The sequence below is a fragment of the Niabella terrae genome, assembly GCF_054783135.1.
Genome location: NZ_BAAGRD010000008.1, coordinates 126,951 through 145,241 on the forward strand (window position 1 = coordinate 126,951; position 18,291 = coordinate 145,241).

General features: G+C 51.0%; 8 protein-coding genes. 2 read left to right on the top strand and 6 right to left on the bottom strand.

Going from position 1 to position 18,291, the window contains the following annotated elements; translation table 11 throughout:
- Window positions 1-63: 63 nt before the first annotated feature.
- The 3 genes from ACYVI9_RS08775 to lysS all read right to left on the bottom strand — a co-directional run bounded on the left by ACYVI9_RS08775 (window position 64) and on the right by lysS (window position 5,660).
- Window positions 64-2,301: an alpha-L-fucosidase gene (locus ACYVI9_RS08775; protein ID WP_460763454.1), complete on the bottom strand. Its 2,238-nt coding sequence runs from the start codon at window positions 2,299-2,301 to the stop codon at window positions 64-66.
- 36 nt (window positions 2,302-2,337) lie between these two features.
- Window positions 2,338-3,981, bottom strand: a complete 1,644-nt coding sequence (locus tag ACYVI9_RS08780; protein ID WP_460763457.1) for an FMN-binding glutamate synthase family protein — start codon at window positions 3,979-3,981, stop codon at window positions 2,338-2,340.
- 149 nt (window positions 3,982-4,130) lie between these two features.
- Entirely contained in the window at window positions 4,131-5,660 is a 1,530-nt protein-coding gene (gene lysS / locus ACYVI9_RS08785; protein ID WP_460763459.1) for a lysine--tRNA ligase, read from the bottom strand.
- A gap of 132 nt (window positions 5,661-5,792) precedes the next feature.
- Here lysS and ACYVI9_RS08790 point away from each other — a divergent pair, with 132 nt between their 5' ends.
- Window positions 5,793-6,818 (top strand): isoaspartyl peptidase/L-asparaginase family protein, encoded by a 1,026-nt coding sequence (locus ACYVI9_RS08790; RefSeq protein WP_460763462.1) that lies wholly within the window; start codon window positions 5,793-5,795, stop codon window positions 6,816-6,818.
- 24 nt (window positions 6,819-6,842) lie between these two features.
- On the opposite strand, the gene ACYVI9_RS08795 is transcribed toward ACYVI9_RS08790, so the two are convergent.
- The 3 genes from ACYVI9_RS08795 to ACYVI9_RS08805 form a co-directional block, all read right to left on the bottom strand.
- Complete coding sequence (locus ACYVI9_RS08795; RefSeq protein ID WP_460763465.1) at window positions 6,843-15,521, bottom strand: GH36-type glycosyl hydrolase domain-containing protein; 8,679 nt, start codon at window positions 15,519-15,521, stop codon at window positions 6,843-6,845.
- Between the two features lie 286 nt (window positions 15,522-15,807).
- On the bottom strand, window positions 15,808-16,839 hold the full coding sequence (recA, locus tag ACYVI9_RS08800; RefSeq protein ID WP_460763467.1) for a recombinase RecA: 1,032 nt from the start codon (window positions 16,837-16,839) through the stop codon (window positions 15,808-15,810).
- Window positions 16,840-16,999: 160 nt separating this feature from the next.
- Window positions 17,000-17,689: a hypothetical protein gene (locus tag ACYVI9_RS08805; RefSeq protein WP_460763469.1), complete on the bottom strand. Its 690-nt coding sequence runs from the start codon at window positions 17,687-17,689 to the stop codon at window positions 17,000-17,002.
- 215 nt (window positions 17,690-17,904) lie between these two features.
- Between ACYVI9_RS08805 and ACYVI9_RS08810 the strand changes: the two genes are divergently transcribed.
- Window positions 17,905-18,255 (top strand): DUF3127 domain-containing protein, encoded by a 351-nt coding sequence (locus tag ACYVI9_RS08810; protein ID WP_460763471.1) that lies wholly within the window; start codon window positions 17,905-17,907, stop codon window positions 18,253-18,255.
- Window positions 18,256-18,291: the final 36 nt, after the last annotated feature.

An 18,291-nucleotide genomic window follows, 5' to 3' on the forward strand; every position in this document is an offset into this window, starting at 1 on the left:
GGATATAAGCTGGAAACCATCAAATTCAAGTTCGTTTTGAAGGCCCTGCGGTACCGCGTTGCTTTACGGTGTCCTGAAAAAATCCAATTCCGCTATCCGGAGGTCTTTACCATCCCCCGCGATTCCCGAAGCCTCGATGCGCACATATCGAGCAGATCTGGATTGAGGGAATGTATAGGTTCTTTTGGAGGGGTCGTTGATTAGGTTGCCAAACGCAAAATCGGTGACCTGCGTCCATTGTATTCCGTCAGTGCTGGTAAAAATGGTGCCTTTTTCCATCATGCCTTCAGCATTATATGACTGTGGGGTATAAGCAAATCCTTTCAGATCGTAGCCTTGCCCCAGGTCCAGTGTAATGGAAGGCGCTCCTTTGCTGCTGTCAGATGCCCAAAATGTACGGGGGTTGGCATCAAAAGCCAGGTCGCCCGGATATTTCGGCAACTGACTACTGGTGGCGACCAGTTGCCAATGTAATTTGGGAATGCCGATGTCTTCCGATATTTCGCTTCCCCTGTCCCTGGCGTTAAAAGCCACCGCCCTGAGTTGGCCGCCCGTCATCGGAAAGGGGTTTTGATAAAGGGCAGACTGGCGCGTAGGTGTGGAACCATCCATCGTATAACGAATCTCTATCCCGCTATTGATATTGGCAGCGGCATTTTCGCCATAATTATTCCAGTGAAAAACCTGTTCTTTCGGTGATATACTTACCCGGCCTTCTTTATCGGTCCGGATCTGAAGTTGCGGCGGCCGGGTTTTATAGTAGAAGGCCGCCACCGTGCTGATGGCTGCGGGCGCCCGTTGTTCAAGGATCCGGATTCTGAACTTCGAGGCAGTTATTTCCGGAAACCGGAGAATTCGTTTATAACCGATATTGGTAGCAGTAGCCAATGGCTTCCAGACGCCGTCGATCCAGGCCTCCAGTATATGCGATTCTACCCTTTCGCTATGCGTTGTGACGGACTCCTGCAGCATCAGACGATTGATGGTCACGGGTGCCGGGGTGGTAATCAGTACTACCGGATTGGCCGAATCCACCAGTTCAAAACTCAGGGGGTCATGGTCCAATACCCGACGGGGGCCACTGGCTCCGGAAAAAAGGCTTTTACTATAAGTTGCTTCGATCCTTTGACCGGCCTCCGTAAGCGACTGCACGTCGCGCTCGGAAAAACGCCCTTCCTGATTGGGTGGAATATTTAACAGGAAAATGCTGTTACCGCCTACGGCACGTTCATAGATATCGAACACATCATCGGCACTGCGCACCTTCTGTTGGTGATCATCCCGGTAGAACCAGCCTTCCCGGATGGAAGTATTGGTTTCTGCAGGCTGGTAATGCAGAAAACGGGCAGTTCGGAGCCGGGTTCGGCTGCCGAGGTCCTGATTCGTCATATCGGGAAAATAGTTGGCGGTATCGGGATTAAAATCGTAGCCCACCACGTTCCACTCTGTATCACGGGTTCTGCCTGCTTCGTTACCACACCAGCGTATGTCTTCTTTACCAAAGATGACCGCTTTGGGAGCCAGGGTCCGGATCAGTTTTTTCCATGCCAGATAATTATACTTCTGACCACCTTTGGATTTCGGGGTAGCACCATCAAACCAGACTTCACTGATAGGGCCGTATTCTGTCAAAAGTTCAAAGAGCTGGTTTAGAAAATATTCATTGTAATCATCCACCAGGAACTTGAACCGGTGTTGATCGGTAAATGGCCGGCCGGGCACGGCAGCAGGAATCGTTCTTTGGGTATAGGAGCTTCCGTTACCATAAAGCCCTTCGGGACTTTCGATCTGAAAAAGGTCGGCCGGTGAAAGATAGATGCCCAGTTTCAGGCCATATTTTTTGCAGGAAGCGGCCAGTTCCTTTAATACGTCTCCCTGACCTTTTTTATAACCTGTCGACATGATTCCATGGCGTGTATACCGGCTCTGCCAAAGTACAAAACCGTCATGATGCTTGGCGGTAAAAATGACCATTTTCATACCAGCCGCTTTCATCACCCGGCACCATTGATCCGTGTCCAGGATCTTCAGGTCGAATACCCGGGGATCTTCCATGCCATCCCCCCATTCCCTGCCGGTAAAGCTATTAGGACCAAAATGAATAAAGGCGATGTACTCGTTTTTTAAAGCCTGATACTGATTGGCTGTGGGTACCACATGTACGGCCTTATTCAGTATCGCCGAAGGCACATCTGTTGGAGCAACAGGCCAGGTATTTCGCAGTTGTTGATTCATGCCCTGTCCCCAAAGTAAAAGACAGGTGCCCGTCATCCCGATCAGTGTCAATAAGCTCTTCTTCATCAAATTATTTATGTCTAAGTATTGATTGAAACCACATTAAACCACTTCAACACGCTCTTTATTGGTATTGTCACTCCAACTTCCCACCGTGTGGATGCCCCATCTTTCTTCGTTGGCATACGTGTAATCCGCCTTGTACTTTTCCGGGATTGTTCCCTGGAGAAAACTGCCGGGTTTTACGGATGGAAATATTTCTTCAAAGGTAAACATAGCCGTCAGCGAAGTGCGCCGGTAGACATGGGACCGGGTGACATCATCCATCCCGGTCAGGCCCGCGGCCCCAATCAATTCCACAAAGGTTTTTAAAGTGTTTTTGTGGTAATTGGCCACCCGGTGTTTTTTATCATCGACTACCAGTCCCCGGGTCAGCTTGGGATCCTGGGTCGCCACGCCGGTGGGGCAGCGATTGGTGTTGCAGAGCAGGGCCTGGATGCATCCTACTGCCAGCATCATGGCACGTGCACAATTACAGGCATCAGCTCCCAGGGCAGCTGCCCGGGCGATATGAAATCCGGTAGTGATTTTTCCCGAAGCGATGATCTTGATATGGTGGCGGATATTCAGCCCGTTAAGTACATCGTCCACAAAGGCCAGGCCATCCAGTAAAGGAGCGCCCACATAATTCGAAAACTCCTGAGGTGCGGCCCCCGTTCCTCCTTCCCCTCCATCCACCGTAATAAAGTCAGGATAAGTATCCTGGCTGATCATTGCCTTACAAATCGCCATAAATTCACTTTTATGGCCAATACAGAGCTTAAAACCGATCGGTTTACCGCCGGAAAGCGCCCGGAGTTCCCTGATAAAACCAATGAGCCCTCTGGGCGAATCAAAGGCAGTATGATAGGGCGGAGACTCGACGGTGGTACCCGGTATTATGTGGCGGATCCTGGCAATTTCTTCGGTGTTTTTGGCTGCAGGCAGGATACCGCCGTGACCGGGTTTAGCGCCCTGCGAGATTTTTACTTCAATCATTTTAACACTGGGCAGATGGGCTTTTTTGGCAAAAAGTTCCGGGGAGAAAAAGCCCTTTTCGTCGCGGCAGCCGAAATAGCCGGTGCCGATCTGCCAGATCAGATCACCCCCCTGTTTGAGATGAAAATCGCTCAAGCCACCTTCGCCGGTATTCTGGGCGAAGCCGCCGATGGCCGCCCCCCCGTTCATCGCTTCAACGGCATTGGCACTTAAAGATCCGTAGCTCATCGCTGAAACATTCAGAATGCTGCCCATATAAGGCTGTGCGCAATCCTTATTACCAAATTTTACCCGGGGATTATGGTCCAGGGTATTGAAGTTTTTGGGCGCTATGGAATGGCAGATCCATTCATATCCCGGCGCATAGACATCCAGTTGGGTGCCGAAGGGCATCATATCATTGTCCTGCTTGGCACGCTGGTAAACCGTGGAACGGTCAATCCGGTTCAGGGGTCGGCCGTCAATATCCGACTCAACAAAATACTGATAAATCTTGGGCCGCAGTTCCTCCATCACATAGCGCAATCTCCCGAAGACCGGATAGATCCTGCGAATGCTATGCTTGGTTTGTATCATGTCGTAATATCCCATCACCGAAACCACCAGCACCCCGGCAAAGAGCACATACCAGTTTTTGCTGAAATAGTATCCCAGTAAAAAACTGATAATCAGTGCGGTAATTGAAACAAAGATAAAAACGCGTCTCATGACAAAACAATTTAATATAGCGAATGTATCATTAATTCAGCACCTAAAAAACCGGGAGCAACCGACAGGTCCCTGCAGGTCAGGGTATAAGAAAGGCACTCCATACCAGAGTGCCTCATATATGTTCCGCTGCGGAATACCGCCGGTTATTATGAATTTTCAGGCTGTTTTTCCGGACGCATCTGCGGAAACAGCAGGACATCCTGAATGGAAGCTGCATTGGTGAGCAACATGACCAGGCGATCAATGCCAAAGCCGATACCGGAAGTAGGCGGCATACCATATTCCAGGGCCCGCAGGAAGTCATGGTCAATATACATGGCTTCTTCATCTCCTCTTTCCATCAGCTTTGCCTGCTGTTCAAAACGTTCACGCTGTTCAATGGGATCATTGAGCTCCGAATAAGCATTCGCAATTTCTTTTCCGTTGATCATCAGTTCAAAACGTTCCACAAGTCCAGGTTGGCTGCGGTGTTTTTTTGTCAGGGGGCTCATTTCCACCGGATAGTCGATGATAAAAGTCGGCTGGATATAATGATGTTCACATTTTTCACCAAAAATTTCATCAATCAGTTTGCCTTTGCCCATGGTCTTATCGGCGTGGATGCCCTGTTCACTGCAGAAGGCGCGCAGCCCTTCTTCATCCATGGCAGATACGTCTGTGCCGGTATGTTCCCTGATGGCATCGTAAATGGATACCCGGGCAAATGGGGCCTTAAAGGAAATTTTCTTGTCGCCCACAGTTAGTTCTGTGTCGCCATTAACGTCCAGGGCTGCTTTTTCCAGCAATTTTTCCGTGGTTTCCATCATCCAGAAATAATCTTTATAAGCCACATAAAATTCAAGGATGGTAAACTCTGGATTATGCGTGCGGTCCATACCCTCATTGCGGAAATTGCGTGCGAACTCATATACCCAGTCAAAGCCGCCGACAATCAGTCGTTTCAGGTAAAGCTCATTGGCAATCCGAAGATAAAAGGGTGTGTCGAGTGCATTATGATGGGTCACAAAGGGCCGGGCGGCAGCGCCTCCCGGAATCGCCTGCAGCACCGGTGTATCCACTTCCAGCGCGCCCTGGCTGTTCAGGAATTCCCGCATGGAATTGACCAGCCGGGTGCGTTTAATAAAGGTTTCTTTCACTGCCGGATTAATGATCAGGTCGGCATAACGCTGCCGGTATTTGAATTCAGGATCGGTGACCTCGTCAAATACGTTGCCAGATTCATCCCTTTTAACCACCGGTAGTGGCTTTAAGGATTTGGACAGCAGGGTAAGACTTTCGGTATGCAGGGATGTTTCACCGGTTCGGGTAACAAAAACATAGCCGGTGGCACCGATTATATCACCCAGGTCCAGGCCCTTAACCAGCAGGTCCCAGCCGGATTTATCTTCACCGGGATAGAGTTCATCGCGTTTTACATAGAGCTGGAATATACCTTCGCGGTCCTGGATCTTTATAAAAAATACTTTACCCTTATCATTGATGGACATGATTCTGCCGGCTACGGTCACGCCGGCAAACGCCTCCTTATTGTCTTCGGTGTAATTCGTTTTAATAGAAGCAGAATAATGGGTGACGGGAAACAGGGCCGCCGGATAAGGATCAATGCCCCCCGCCCTGAGTTTTTCCAGTTTCTCTCTTCTGATAATCTCCTGCTCTGATAAATTCGATGCGCTCATATTAATGCTTAAAAAATTTGGGGGCAAAGATAACTAGTATTTAAGGAATACCGGCAGGAAGACCCGTCCCGGCAGCCAGCCTGCCGGTTAATTCCGTAGCTTTATGGCTCGCGTAAATCAAAATAAACAAAGATGCCCAGGAACTATATCTTTCTGATACTGCTGCTGTTCAGTTGCTGGTCAGGAATGACTGCCGCACAACCACCCAGATATGTACTGGTTATTCATGGCGGTGCCGGCACCATCCTGAAAGAGAATTTGGGTCCAGTGAAGGAGAAAGCCTATGTGGCAGCAATTACAAGCGCATTGCAGACCGGTTACCGGAAATTGCAATCAGGCGGCAGCAGTACGGACGCAGTCGAAGCCGCCATCCGGGTACTGGAAGACAACCCGCTGTTCAATGCCGGCAAAGGAGCGGTTTTTACCCATGAAGGAAGGAATGAACTGGATGCTTCGTTAATGGAGGGCAGGCAGCTCCGGGCTGGTGCCGTTGCGGGCGTCACCACCATTAAAAACCCTATTAGTGCCGCCAGAGCCGTTATGGAAAAATCAGCCCATGTCATGCTTGCGGGCCGGGGCGCGGAGGATTTTGCCCGGGACTGTGGGCTGGAACTGGTCGACCCGGTTTATTTCCGGACCGATAATCGCTGGCAGGGCCTGCAGCGGGCTTTGCAGGCGGACTCCGTATCCGCTGCTTCCAGGAAGGGAAAATCATTATCGGTGTACGACGGCCAGCCTACGGATCATAAATTCGGCACTGTGGGTGCAGTGGCGCTCGACCAACAGGGGAACCTGGCTGCCGGCACTTCTACCGGAGGCATGACGAACAAAAAATACGGCCGGATCGGTGATTCGCCGTTGATAGGCGCAGGTACTTATTGTGACAACCGGACGGCCGGGATTTCCTGTACGGGTTGGGGTGAGTTTTTTATCCGTACCGTCGCTGCCAAAACCGTTTCCGATCTTATCGAATACAAAGGTAGTTCCCTTCAAGCGGCTGCCCGTAAAGTCCTGGACCGGATCGCCACCATGGGAGGTAACGGCGGCATGATACTTCTCAACCGGGAGGGAGAAATGGCGATGCCTTTTAACACCAAAGGCATGTTCCGGGGCGCCATTACTGACAAGGGTGAAATTTCAGTCGCGATGTACGAATAATGGCGCCGCGGCCTGCCGCAACGGTTATGATAGCTCCACCAGCACCTGATGGGTTTGACCGTCATCCGTCAGGGGGATATGATCCTCCTGAAGCGGTTGGCCGTCCAGGCTGTAGCGGACCTGACCCTCCCCGTTGGTCCGTTCGACCTGAATCTGATAAAAACTGTTCCCAAAACGATAATTCACCTTAAATCCGGGCCAGGATTCGGGAACGCAGGGCTCCAGCCGGAGCGCCGCCCCACTGCGCCGCAGTCCCAGAATATGTTCCAGCCCCAGTTGATAGGTCCATCCTGCGGATCCGGTATACCAGGTCCATCCTCCCCGGCCTTCATGGGGAGCGACCCCGTAAACATCGGCCGCCATAACATAGGGCTCTACCTTATATTTCCGGGCTTCTTCGGCATTCTGGGTATGGTGGACGGGGTTGATCATAGAGAATAATTCCCAGACCCGCTCATTCTGTTTCATCATCGCAAAAGCCATAATGGTCCAGATGGCGGCATGGGTATACTGGCCACCGTTTTCCCTGACGCCGGGAACATATCCCTTGATATAACCCGGATAGAGTTCCGATTTGTCAAAGGCCGGCGTCAGCAGTTTAATAATACCATTCTCACGATCGACCAGGTGTTCGTTAAGCGAAGCCATGGCCTGTTGACTGCGCCCGGTTTCACCGCCGCCAGAAATTACGGACCAGCTCTGTGAAATGGAATCGATCCGGCATTCCTGGTTCTGTGTCGAGCCCAGGGGCGTGCCGTCATCAAAATAAGCCCTCCGGTACCAGGCACCGTCCCATCCGTTTTTATGTATATTTTCTTTCAGGGTCCCTGCCTGCGCGCGGCATTCGTTGAGAAACTCCTCATCGCCCTGTTTTTCAGCGATCCGTTCGAATTTATTAAGTATATCATACAGGAAAAAGCCCAGCCATACGCTTTCTCCCTTACCGTGTTCGCCTACTTTATCCATGCCGTCATTCCAGTCTCCGTAGCCAATCAGCGGTAATCCGTGTTCGCCAAATTTCAGCCCGTGCCTTATGGCTCTTTTACAGTGGTTATAAATGGATTCCCAGTCATTCAGAAAAACGGGCAGATCGTAATAACTCTCCTCTTCAGGCCGAAGGGGGCGCCCTTCGATATAGGACACATATTCTTCCAGAATTGATTGATCGCCGGTTGCTTCCACATAACGGGCGGTTACATACGGCAGCCAGAGATAATCGTCCGAACATTTGGTGCGTACGCCCCTTCCGGTTGGTGGATGCCACCAATGCTGCACATCACCTTCCTTGAACTGCCTTGAGGCCGCCAGCAGAATCTGTGCCTTGGTAACATCCGGTCGGGTATGCATCAGGGCCAGTACATCCTGCAGCTGATCCCGGAATCCGAAAGCCCCACCGGACTGGTAAAAGCCACTGCGTCCCCATACGCGGCAGGCCAGGGTCTGATAGACCAGCCAGCCGTTGGTCAGGAAATTCAGGGCAGCATCCGGGGTTTCCACATATACAGCGCCCAGGATGCGGTTCCATTCATCGTGTACCCGGGACTGCGCCTGTTGCGCCGATGCGGCAGATTTGTATTTTAGCGCCAGGTTTCTGGCGGCCGACTCAGATGCTTCACTTCCCATCCGGAAGACGACTTCTTTTTCTTCTTCAGGCTCCAGGTGCAGTCCGATCTGAATGGCGGTACAGGGATCAAGTGCGGCACCATAACGATTGGACAGTTTTTCCCGTTTCAGGGCTTCCGGTGTCGTCATAGACCCACAGCGACCGATGAATTCCTCCCGGTCACAGGTAAAGGATTTCTCCTCTCCGTCGGCATCGAAGAAAGAGACCCTTTCGGCGAAAGTGCTGTTATAGGCGTTGCGGGCGAAAAGCAATCCCGATTCCAGATCCTTTTCGGTAACTACATACATCCGGGTATTGGAGGGATTGTCACCCAGTACCCATTCCACATAACCTGTTACGGTGAGCCTGCGGGCTTCTTTGGTGAGGTTACGCAGTTTGACTACTGCAAATTTTATCGGATCCTGTACATCCACATAGACCCAGACTTCGGAATAAATACCGTTATAATTATGCTGATATACCGTATAGCCAAACCCGTTACGTGTGATATAATGCTGGTCGGATTTGGCCGGTAGCGGTGTCGGCGACCAGTAATGACCGGTGGCTTCATCACGGATATAGAATGCTTCTCCACTACGATCTGATACCGGATCGTTTTTCCAGGGCGAGAGCCGGTAGGCATGCGCGTTCTCTGCCCAGCTATAAGCCGAGCCGCTTTCCGAGATCATGGTCCCGAAATGGGGATTGGCGATCAGATTGACCCAGGGCGCCGGCGAAGCCTGTTCCGGGGTATTGAGGATAAAATATTCCTTCCCGTCCCGGGTAAATCCGCCGGTACCATTATTAAAGACCAGATCCTGCGGCAGCTGTAATGGCGTTGCCGTGGGGTAACGTTTATCGCTCTGTGGCTGCAGCAGGGGGGCCAGCGGTCTTTTTTTCATTTGCCGCAACATTTGATCTTTCAGACTGCCTGCATCATCATAGAAAATCAGCCGGGCAACAGTTTGCAGCAATACCCGGTCCTCTGTGCTGAGCTGATCGCCCTGTTTGACAAATACGGCGCCTGGCTGGTCCGTGATGGTGCCGCTGATGGCGGCTACATAGTCCATGATCTGGTCATGCATCAGTTGCCGGTAGCTGCCAAAATCATCGTTCCAAATGACCAGGTCCACCGCCAATCCCTTCAGCCGCCAGTAAGCATGCGCTTTTACCAACTCCTTCACCAGTGCAATATTGTCACTGTCCTGAACGCGGATCAGAACAATCGGCAGGTCGCCGGATATGGAGTAACCCCAGAGCCCCGACTGACCTTTCTGATTGCTGGAAATAATACTGGCCTCGGCACGATGGGTACCGTTGGGGTAGAGAATATGGGAAGCCATGGCATTAAACAGCTGGGCTTCTGTTTCACTGGCATTGAGCTGGTGCAACAGTACCTGGCTATGGGTCCAGGAAAGTTCGAAAGCCCGGCTTCTTAAATGCGCATCCTGGTATTTATGAATCAATTGTCGGCATTTTTCTTCATTTTCTGCCAGTCCAATGATAATTTCAAATCGGGCGGTTTGTTTGGGTTTCAAGGAAATCTGGTACTTGATGGCTGCCACAGGATCCAGCACAGACCCCGTCGTATTGGAAAGGGCGCCCTGCTGATCTACACCCCGGGGACGCATCAAAGTACGGGTCCGGCCAATAAACTGCATCCGGTCACTTTCGTAGGAAATGCCCTTGGATTCTCCCCCATGATGGAGCATCATAAAGAACATCCAGGGCGGCTGTTCATCCCTTGAGCGGGCTCTTCGCGTACAGAGCAGGGCGGCAACTTCCTGATCAAAAGCCGTCTGTACAAACAGGTTGCTGAATGCCGGATGTGCCTGATCTGCTGCCTGGGGCGCGATAACTACTTCGCAATAGCCGGTAACTTCCAGCGATTTTTCGATATTGCTTTTATTGGTGATTTTGATTTGTCGCAATTCCATATCGTCTTCCGGAGAAACCACGATATCGGTCCGGGTTTCAAAATCTTCGTTGACCCGCCGAAACTCCACATGTCCCTGGGAAAGAATGGCTTCATCAACCTGTTGCTGTTCGCGGGTTGGCTGGTAGGTATTGGACCAGAGGCGATCTGTTGTCAGGTCCCGGATATAACAGAAACAGCCCCAGTTGTCCTTGGTACCATCTTCCCGCCATCGGGTAATGGCCAGGTCTTTCCAACGGCTGTAGCCACCTCCTGCATTAGAGATGGCCAGGTGGTAGCGGCCATTGGAGAGGAGTTGTACTTCGGGCACCGGCGTTCTGGGATTATTGATGACCCGCAGATGAGATTCATGACCCGCGATCAATTTACTGGTTGTCTCCTCATCCTGGGTATAGTAGTTTCCGGCTTTTGGCACTCTTTCTTTCAGCAGAAGCAGGGCAGACTGAAACTGCGGGTCTTTTTCAAAACGCTCCTGCATCCGGGGGCCCAGCAACAGGCTGGCCATCGCCAGAAAGGACATGCCCTGGTGGTGCGCCATATAGGAACGGATAATCACCTGTGTGGCAGCACGGGGCATGCGGGTAGATGTAAAATCGACGGCCTCGTAGAATCCGTAACGGCCTTCAAATCCGTTTTTAGCCAGCTGATGCAGGTTATCCAGTGCCTGCTCGGGCATCGGCAACAGGGCCAGCATGGTGGCGTAGGGCGCGATCACCAGATCGGTTCCCAGCCCTCTTTTCAACCCCAATCCCGGTACGCCGAACGCCTGGTACTGATAGTTCAAATGGGCATCCACCAGATTATAACCCGATTCTGAAATACCCCAGGGAATGCGTCGGCGCCTGCCGTAATCTATCTGGTTCTGGACCACAGCCCGGGCTGTTTTGTCCAGCAGGGTATTTTCATAGGAAGGCATGACCAGATCCGGCATCAGGTATTCAAACATCGATCCGCTCCAGGAAAGCAATACCGGCACCGTGCCGTCATCGGTGATCAGGCGACCCAGCGCAAACCAGCTGTCCTGTGGAATCTTTCCCTGTGCAATGGCGGTATAAATACCCAGCCGGGCTTCTGAGGCTAGCAGGTCATAATAACTTTTGTCGGTTCGGGCGTCACTGACATTATAGCCGATATGGAAGAGATGTTTTTCGCGGTCATAAAGAAAATCGTAGTCAACATTGGCAAAGCCGGCAGATTCATTGGCCAGTTTTTCAATCTTACTCAGTTCCTGAAGTGCCGCTACGGCCGCCTGTTGCAGCTTTGCGTTCAATTGGGTCAGCCAGTCGGCTACCTCACCAGTGGGGTATTGTTCCTGGAGGGCCTTCAGGTCCTGCTGCAGGTGGTCCGGCAATAATTTGATTTCTTCCAGCGAGGGGATGGATTCCAGTATTTTCAGGGAAGCTGCTTCGGTCGGCAATGGAAGCAGGCCGGCCCAGGGCAACAGTCGACCCAGGGTCTGTTGCATATCAGCGAGCTGCACCTGCATCTTATCGATCCAATACCGGGCGGTTGAAGCCTCGGGTTCAGAAAAGTTATGCTGAAGGGTGGCGATTTCCGCCAGAAGTTCCCCGATTGCGTTCAGCGGTATGGGCTGCGGCGATTGATGCAGCAGGGCTTCCAGTCGGGTCTCCATATTCCTGAAAGCGCTTTTTCCGGAAGCGGTTTCGGTGGCCTGTTCCGCCAACTGCAGAGAGTCGGTCAAACCCTGGTAGAAAGCAGGCGAAAAGATTTTTTGACGGGGAAGTTCCAGCAGGCCCTGGCGCAGGACCAGCATATGACTTATCAGGTTACCGCTGTCCACCGTAGAAATATACCGCGGATAGAGCGGTTGGAGACTGGTCGTATCATACCAGTTATAAAAATGGCCTCTATGCCTTTCCATTGCGTTGAGTGCGTCAAATGTCAGCCGGAGGCGCTCCGTGAGGTTGGGCAGCGAAATATACCCGAAATCCAGGGCGCTGAGACTGGCCAGACAGGACAGGCCGATATTGGTGGGGGAGCTCCGGTGCGCCGTGACTTCCACCGGTTTTTCCTGGTAATTATCTGGCGGCAGGTAATTGTCGGTCGCGCCCACAAAATCTTCAAAGAAGGCCCAGGTTTTGCGGCTGACCCGCCGCAGGAAAGCAGCGTCTTCGGCAGCAATGACGAAGTCGGTGCGACGCCCGGGTTCGCTCACACGCCAGGCGATGGCCGGTCCTGCCAGCCAGGCGAGCAATAAAGGCGCGGCAATGGGCAGTACGGAGGGGTTAAATACTGCCAGTAGTATCGTAATCGCCACCGTAATTAGGATGGCGGGGCACATGAAACGATAGGCACCTGCCAGGGTTTTCGGTCTGGCAGATTGTCGGGCGGCCGAAGGCGTCCATTGGAGGAGCTTTTTTTTGGTGATCAGGGTTCGCCAATTGGCCAGAAAAATTGCGTGGGCATGACTATAAGCCTCAAATGGAAGGCAAACGATATTGAAGAGGGTATCTGCGACGCTTTGTTTAAATGCGTCCAGGCTATCGGACAAATGGCTGGCCCGATCGATTTCTTCCGGCTTGTGCAGCAATTGCATCAGGGTGGTCACTAGGGGCATGAAGAACCAAAAGACAAGGAGGCCGATCATCCAAAGCACGGGTTGCGGCAGCCAGAGCCAGATGATTAGCAGCAGGAGCAGCAGGGCTGGCGCCATCAGGCTGCGTTTGATATTATCCCAGATCTTCCATCGGGAAAGGGCCGTGATGGGATTCTTACGCAGCTTGTTGTCAGCATCCGGTGCCAGCGGCAAGCCCCAGGAAGCGATTTGCCAGTCGCCCCGGATCCAGCGGTGACGGCGGTTTACATCTGCCCAATAGGTTTCCGGATAGTCCTCGAATAGCTGCACATCGGTCAGCAACGCCGAGCGCACATAGGAACCTTCCAGTAAATCATGACTCAGGATCCGGTTTTCCGGGAAGGTATCGCCCAGGATATCTTCGAAGACATCGATATCATAGATGCCCTTTCCGATAAAGGAGCCTTCATCAAAAAGATCCTGATACACGTCAGAAACCAGCTGGGTATACGGATCCAGGCCGGCATCATTGCTATGCATTTTCGCATAGATCGAACTGCTTCTTTCCGGCAGATTGACGGCGGTGCGGGGCTGTATCAGGCCATAGCCCTCCACCACTATATTTTTTCTGGGATGGATTACCGGCTGGTTCAGCAGGTGGGCCATTGTGGCAATCATTTTCCAGGCGGCTTCCCGGGGCAGTAAGGTATCTGCATCCAGTGTAATAACGTATTTAATGGCCGGTAGCTGACCGATTTTACCTTCAATATGATTGAAATATTTATCCTCTTTATGGCGCAGCAGGTTGTTCAGGGCACCCAGTTTACCTCTTTTGCGCTCATAACTCATCCAGACTTTCTCCTGCGGGTTCCATTTCCGGGGCCGGTGCAGTAAAAAAAAGCGATCGCTTTCTCCAGGCTTTCTGTATTTAAGGTTGAGCTGTCGGATTTCTTCGCTGGCCAGTTTTAGGAGCTCCTGATCCATAGGCATTTCTTCCTGAGGTGCATCTGCAAAATCCGTGAGCAGACAGTAGAAGAGATGTTGCTGAGGATTGGAAAGAAAACGGACTTCCAGGTCGCTGATCAGGGATTCAATTCCCTCGGGTTGACTGATCAGACAGGGTACGGCTACCATGGTGCTGTAGCCGACAGGAATGCCTTTGGAAAAATCCAGCTTGGCGAGGGATTTGGGCCGCACCATCAGGGTGGCCAGCCAGTTCATGATGATCGTGGCAAAATGCCCCAATACGATAAAGCAAAGCAGGCCGGTCAGCAGGGGTATCCAGATTGTATCGCTGTTGGCTAACAGGTGCCAGAAGAGGCCGAAACTGATCAGTAAGGCGAAAATAAAAGTCGAGCCGGCATATAAAAACAGCCGGTGTTTGCGCAGGAAATGCCGGAACTTGTCACTGGCAGACAATTGGGCGCCACTGTCCCGGATCAGTTGCGGTTTGCCTTTGTCGATCAAAAAATAGCCGACATGCTGCTGGCGGAGCGGCTTTTTACTGCGGCGGCTTTCTGCCGCCAGATCAATGGCCATATTCGCAATCTCAAATTCCGGACGGCTGCTTTTTTTGGCCACCCATTCGACTACATGGCGATAATTGTCGCGGGTTTCAAAATCCATCTTGGAATAGATGGCGGCAGGATCCCTGCTGAGGATGGTTTCCACAATGGAAACGCTTTCCACAAAAGACTTCCAGTCCGTGGATTTCAGCAACCGGATGCTTTCGATGCTGTTGCGCATGGATACCTGATCTGCCGCCTGGTGCTGGTTGTGGATATTGACCAGCTCCGCAATCGAATGTCCTGACTCAGCCAGCTGTTGTTCGATCCATGTCAGCGGCATAGACAATCCCTGACCCTTGCCCTGCATTCTACGGGTGAATTCCGATACAAAAGCCCCATTGAAGTTTAGATCGCTTTTGGCCATATCCGCCGTGGCGATAATTATTTCCCTGGGATTTTTCTGGTCAATATTGATAAAATGATCGGCCCAGTTAATGGCTTCGTTTTTATCTATTCGGTCAATCGCTATGCGCGAGGCAATACGCCGGATATTTTCGATGATGGCGAAACGCAGCATGATGGGTATCGCCCAAAGCTCACCGATGGTCAGCAACTGTTTGGTTTGGTAGCCGCTGATAAAAGCGGTAAGGTTTTCCAGATCTACGCGGCCATCATTGTGGGCAATGATTTCCAATGCGATATCGTATACCCGCGGCAGCCGGGCAGACTTGCCGCTGGCCAGTCCCGGCAGGGTTTTACTATAGCCCTTGGGTAAATGTTTGCGGGCAATATCAATCTGTTCTTTGATCAGGTAGAGGTTGTCCAGGAACCATTCGCTAGCCGGAGATAAAGCTTGTTTATCCTGTACGGACTGGCTGAGCAGTTGCTGGACCCTGCCGATCACTTCCTCATTGTCGGCGAGTCTTTTTAAAACCCGGTCCGGTTGTTTGGTGGTTATGATTTTATGGGCGGCCCCTATCCGGACACCCAGGGATTCCATTTGGGCATTGCTCAATAATTCCAGGCGAAAGGGATCTTCGTTTTTAAATTCAAAAGACCCGGATAGAAAATAGTCCCGCATCTTATCAACAATATCATCAACTGGTTTCGAAATTAACATAGTCTTCTAAAAGGTTTTGTGTTCAGGCTCCGGCAATGATTGTCTTTAGTGTACTGCTTTTTGGGGCCAACCGGACGAAAGGTCGGTCGGTCCGCTATTTCCGAGCATAGGGCGTATTATTTACTGCCGAACAGTTGTACTAATATAATAATTCTTCCGCGAATGGCTTGCAGCGAGAGTAAAAGCGGCTGCAGGTAAGGTCGGACATAAAAAAGCCGCCCCATCAAAATAAGGCGGCCTTACTAACCCAAGCTGTCTATTTATAAGTTGGAACCTGTCCGTTCGTTTACTGCTCTTTTAATTCGGCAATCTTTTCTCTGATTTTGCCCTCAATTTCAGTGGCCAGTTCCGGATTATCCAGTAACAGACTTTTTACTGCATCCCGGCCCTGTCCCAGTTTATCACTGTTGTAACTGTACCAGGAGCCACTTTTCTGAATAATATTCAGGTCTACGCCAATATCGATAATTTCACCTGTTTTCGAAATGCCTTCCCCGAAAATAATTTCAAATTCAGCTGCCCGAAACGGAGGCGCTACCTTGTTTTTGACCACTTTTACTTTAACCCGGTTACCAATGGCCTGGTCGCCGTCCTTGATCTGCGTCTGCCGACGGATATCCAGCCGCACCGAGGCATAGAATTTAAGGGCATTCCCTCCGGTTGTGGTTTCGGGATTGCCAAACATAACACCAATTTTTTCCCGCAGCTGATTGATGAATATACAGATCGTATTGGTTTTGGAAATGGTAGCGGTCAGTTTGCGCAATGCCTGGCTCATTAAGCGGGCATGCAGGCCCATTTTACTATCGCCCATCTCCCCTTCCAGTTCACTTTTGGGTACCAGGGCCGCTACGGAGTCAATGACCACGACATCCAGCGCGCCGGAAAGAATCAGTCGATCTGCGATTTCCAGGGCCTGTTCTCCATAATCCGGTTGACTGATCAGCAGGTTGTCTACATTCACACCCAGCTTTCTGGCATATACACTGTCAAAAGCATGTTCCGCATCAATAATGGCGCACATGCCTCCCTTTTTCTGGGCTTCCGCAATCACATGGGTGGCAATGGTGGTTTTCCCGGAGGATTCAGGACCGTAGATTTCAATCACCCGACCCCGGGGCAATCCACCGATACCGAGGGCGGTATCCAGGCCAATGGAGCCGGTTGAAATCACGGGTTGACTCACCACCGCTTTTTCATTCATTAACATGACACTGCCCTTACCATAATCTTTATCGATTTTTTCCATGGTAAGCTTCAGGGCCTTGAATTTTTCACTGTTTACGTCTGCTTCGGGTAATTTATCTGTCTTTGCCATATCCAAAAATACAATTTAGCCAAATCCGGTCTCAAAAAATTATTACAAAAACAAAGCTAATATATTTAGCATAAGAAAACTAATTATTTTGGATATATTTTTCCACATTTTTCCGCCGGTGCCAGCCCTTTTCAGATTTTCCGGCAACAGTCTTCGAAAATCAGGCAATAAAGCCGGCACAGACTACGGCAAGGGCCCCCAGGCCTACCCCCCAGTAATACTCTGCCAGACTGTGTTCTTTCAGGATGAGACGGGCGCTCCCAACCAGACCGGTAATCAGTATCGACAGGGCCAGGTAAATGGAAATATTGGAGGATTCGGGCATAAAGCAGAGCCGGCAGAGAAACAGGGTCGTTGTACCCAATGCCAGGCCGTGCATACTGACTTTGATATAAATATTCGCCAGTAAGCCCATCGAGGATGCCAGAAAAACGCCCAGCGCATATACCACCAGTTCGTAGGGCACCCCCGGCAGGTTGCGCCATACATACCAGATCCAGAAATACCAGATATTACAGATGATAAAAGGAATGATCCGGTCCTTGCGGTCGCCAAGCCGGATGGATTTGATGAGCCCCAGTCCCTTTAGCAACAGGACGCTGATCAGAGGGAAAAAACTATAGTTGACAAATGCCCGACCCAGGGTCAGCACTTTCTCCCTGCCCGAAATCCCGGGAAACAGAAAGGGTTCGGTAAACAGCAAGAAAGCGATCAGGTAGATCGGTACGAATACCGGATGAAACAGGTAGGAAAAAAAACCGGCCAGCACCCTTAACACCCCCGTTTCTTTGCGGGGAGCCGATGATTCCTCCAGCCCTTCGGGCGTTACGATAAATTTAGCAGCTTCCATAAAACCGCTGCAAAATACGTCTTTTTCGTCGGTGAACGGCGGTCTTGCCGTTCCCGCTGGTATTGTCCCGGAACCCCGCAGCAGCCAGACAAGCCGGGTAATTGTTCATCGGATCGACTTGAGGTTGTTTGGGAGAAAAATAACGGTTCGCTAAGAAGACAGCACCTTGAGACTTACGCGATTGGCTTTATCTTTGCAGCTAATTAAATATATTTATGGAATTAACGGCAAAACTAGTACAGGTACTTCCTTTGCAAAAAGGAACCGGAAGAAATGGCAACGAATGGCGGAAGCAGGATATTATCGTAGAAACCAGTGGTCAGTATCCCAAAAAAGTATGCATCAGTGTCTGGGGGGATAAAATTAACGAACAGGTACTGCAGTTGGGCAATACCCTCAATATATCATTTGATGTGGAAAGCCGGGAATACAACGGTCGCTGGTATACCGATGTGAAAGCCTGGAAGCTCGAACCGGCCGGTGGATCCGATGCCGGTCCGTCCTATAATGATGAAATGCCTCCGGATATCAATTATAATGATAGTAAGGATGACCTGCCTTTTTAGTTCGGGCGGTTAATCAGATAATATTAGACAGGATAA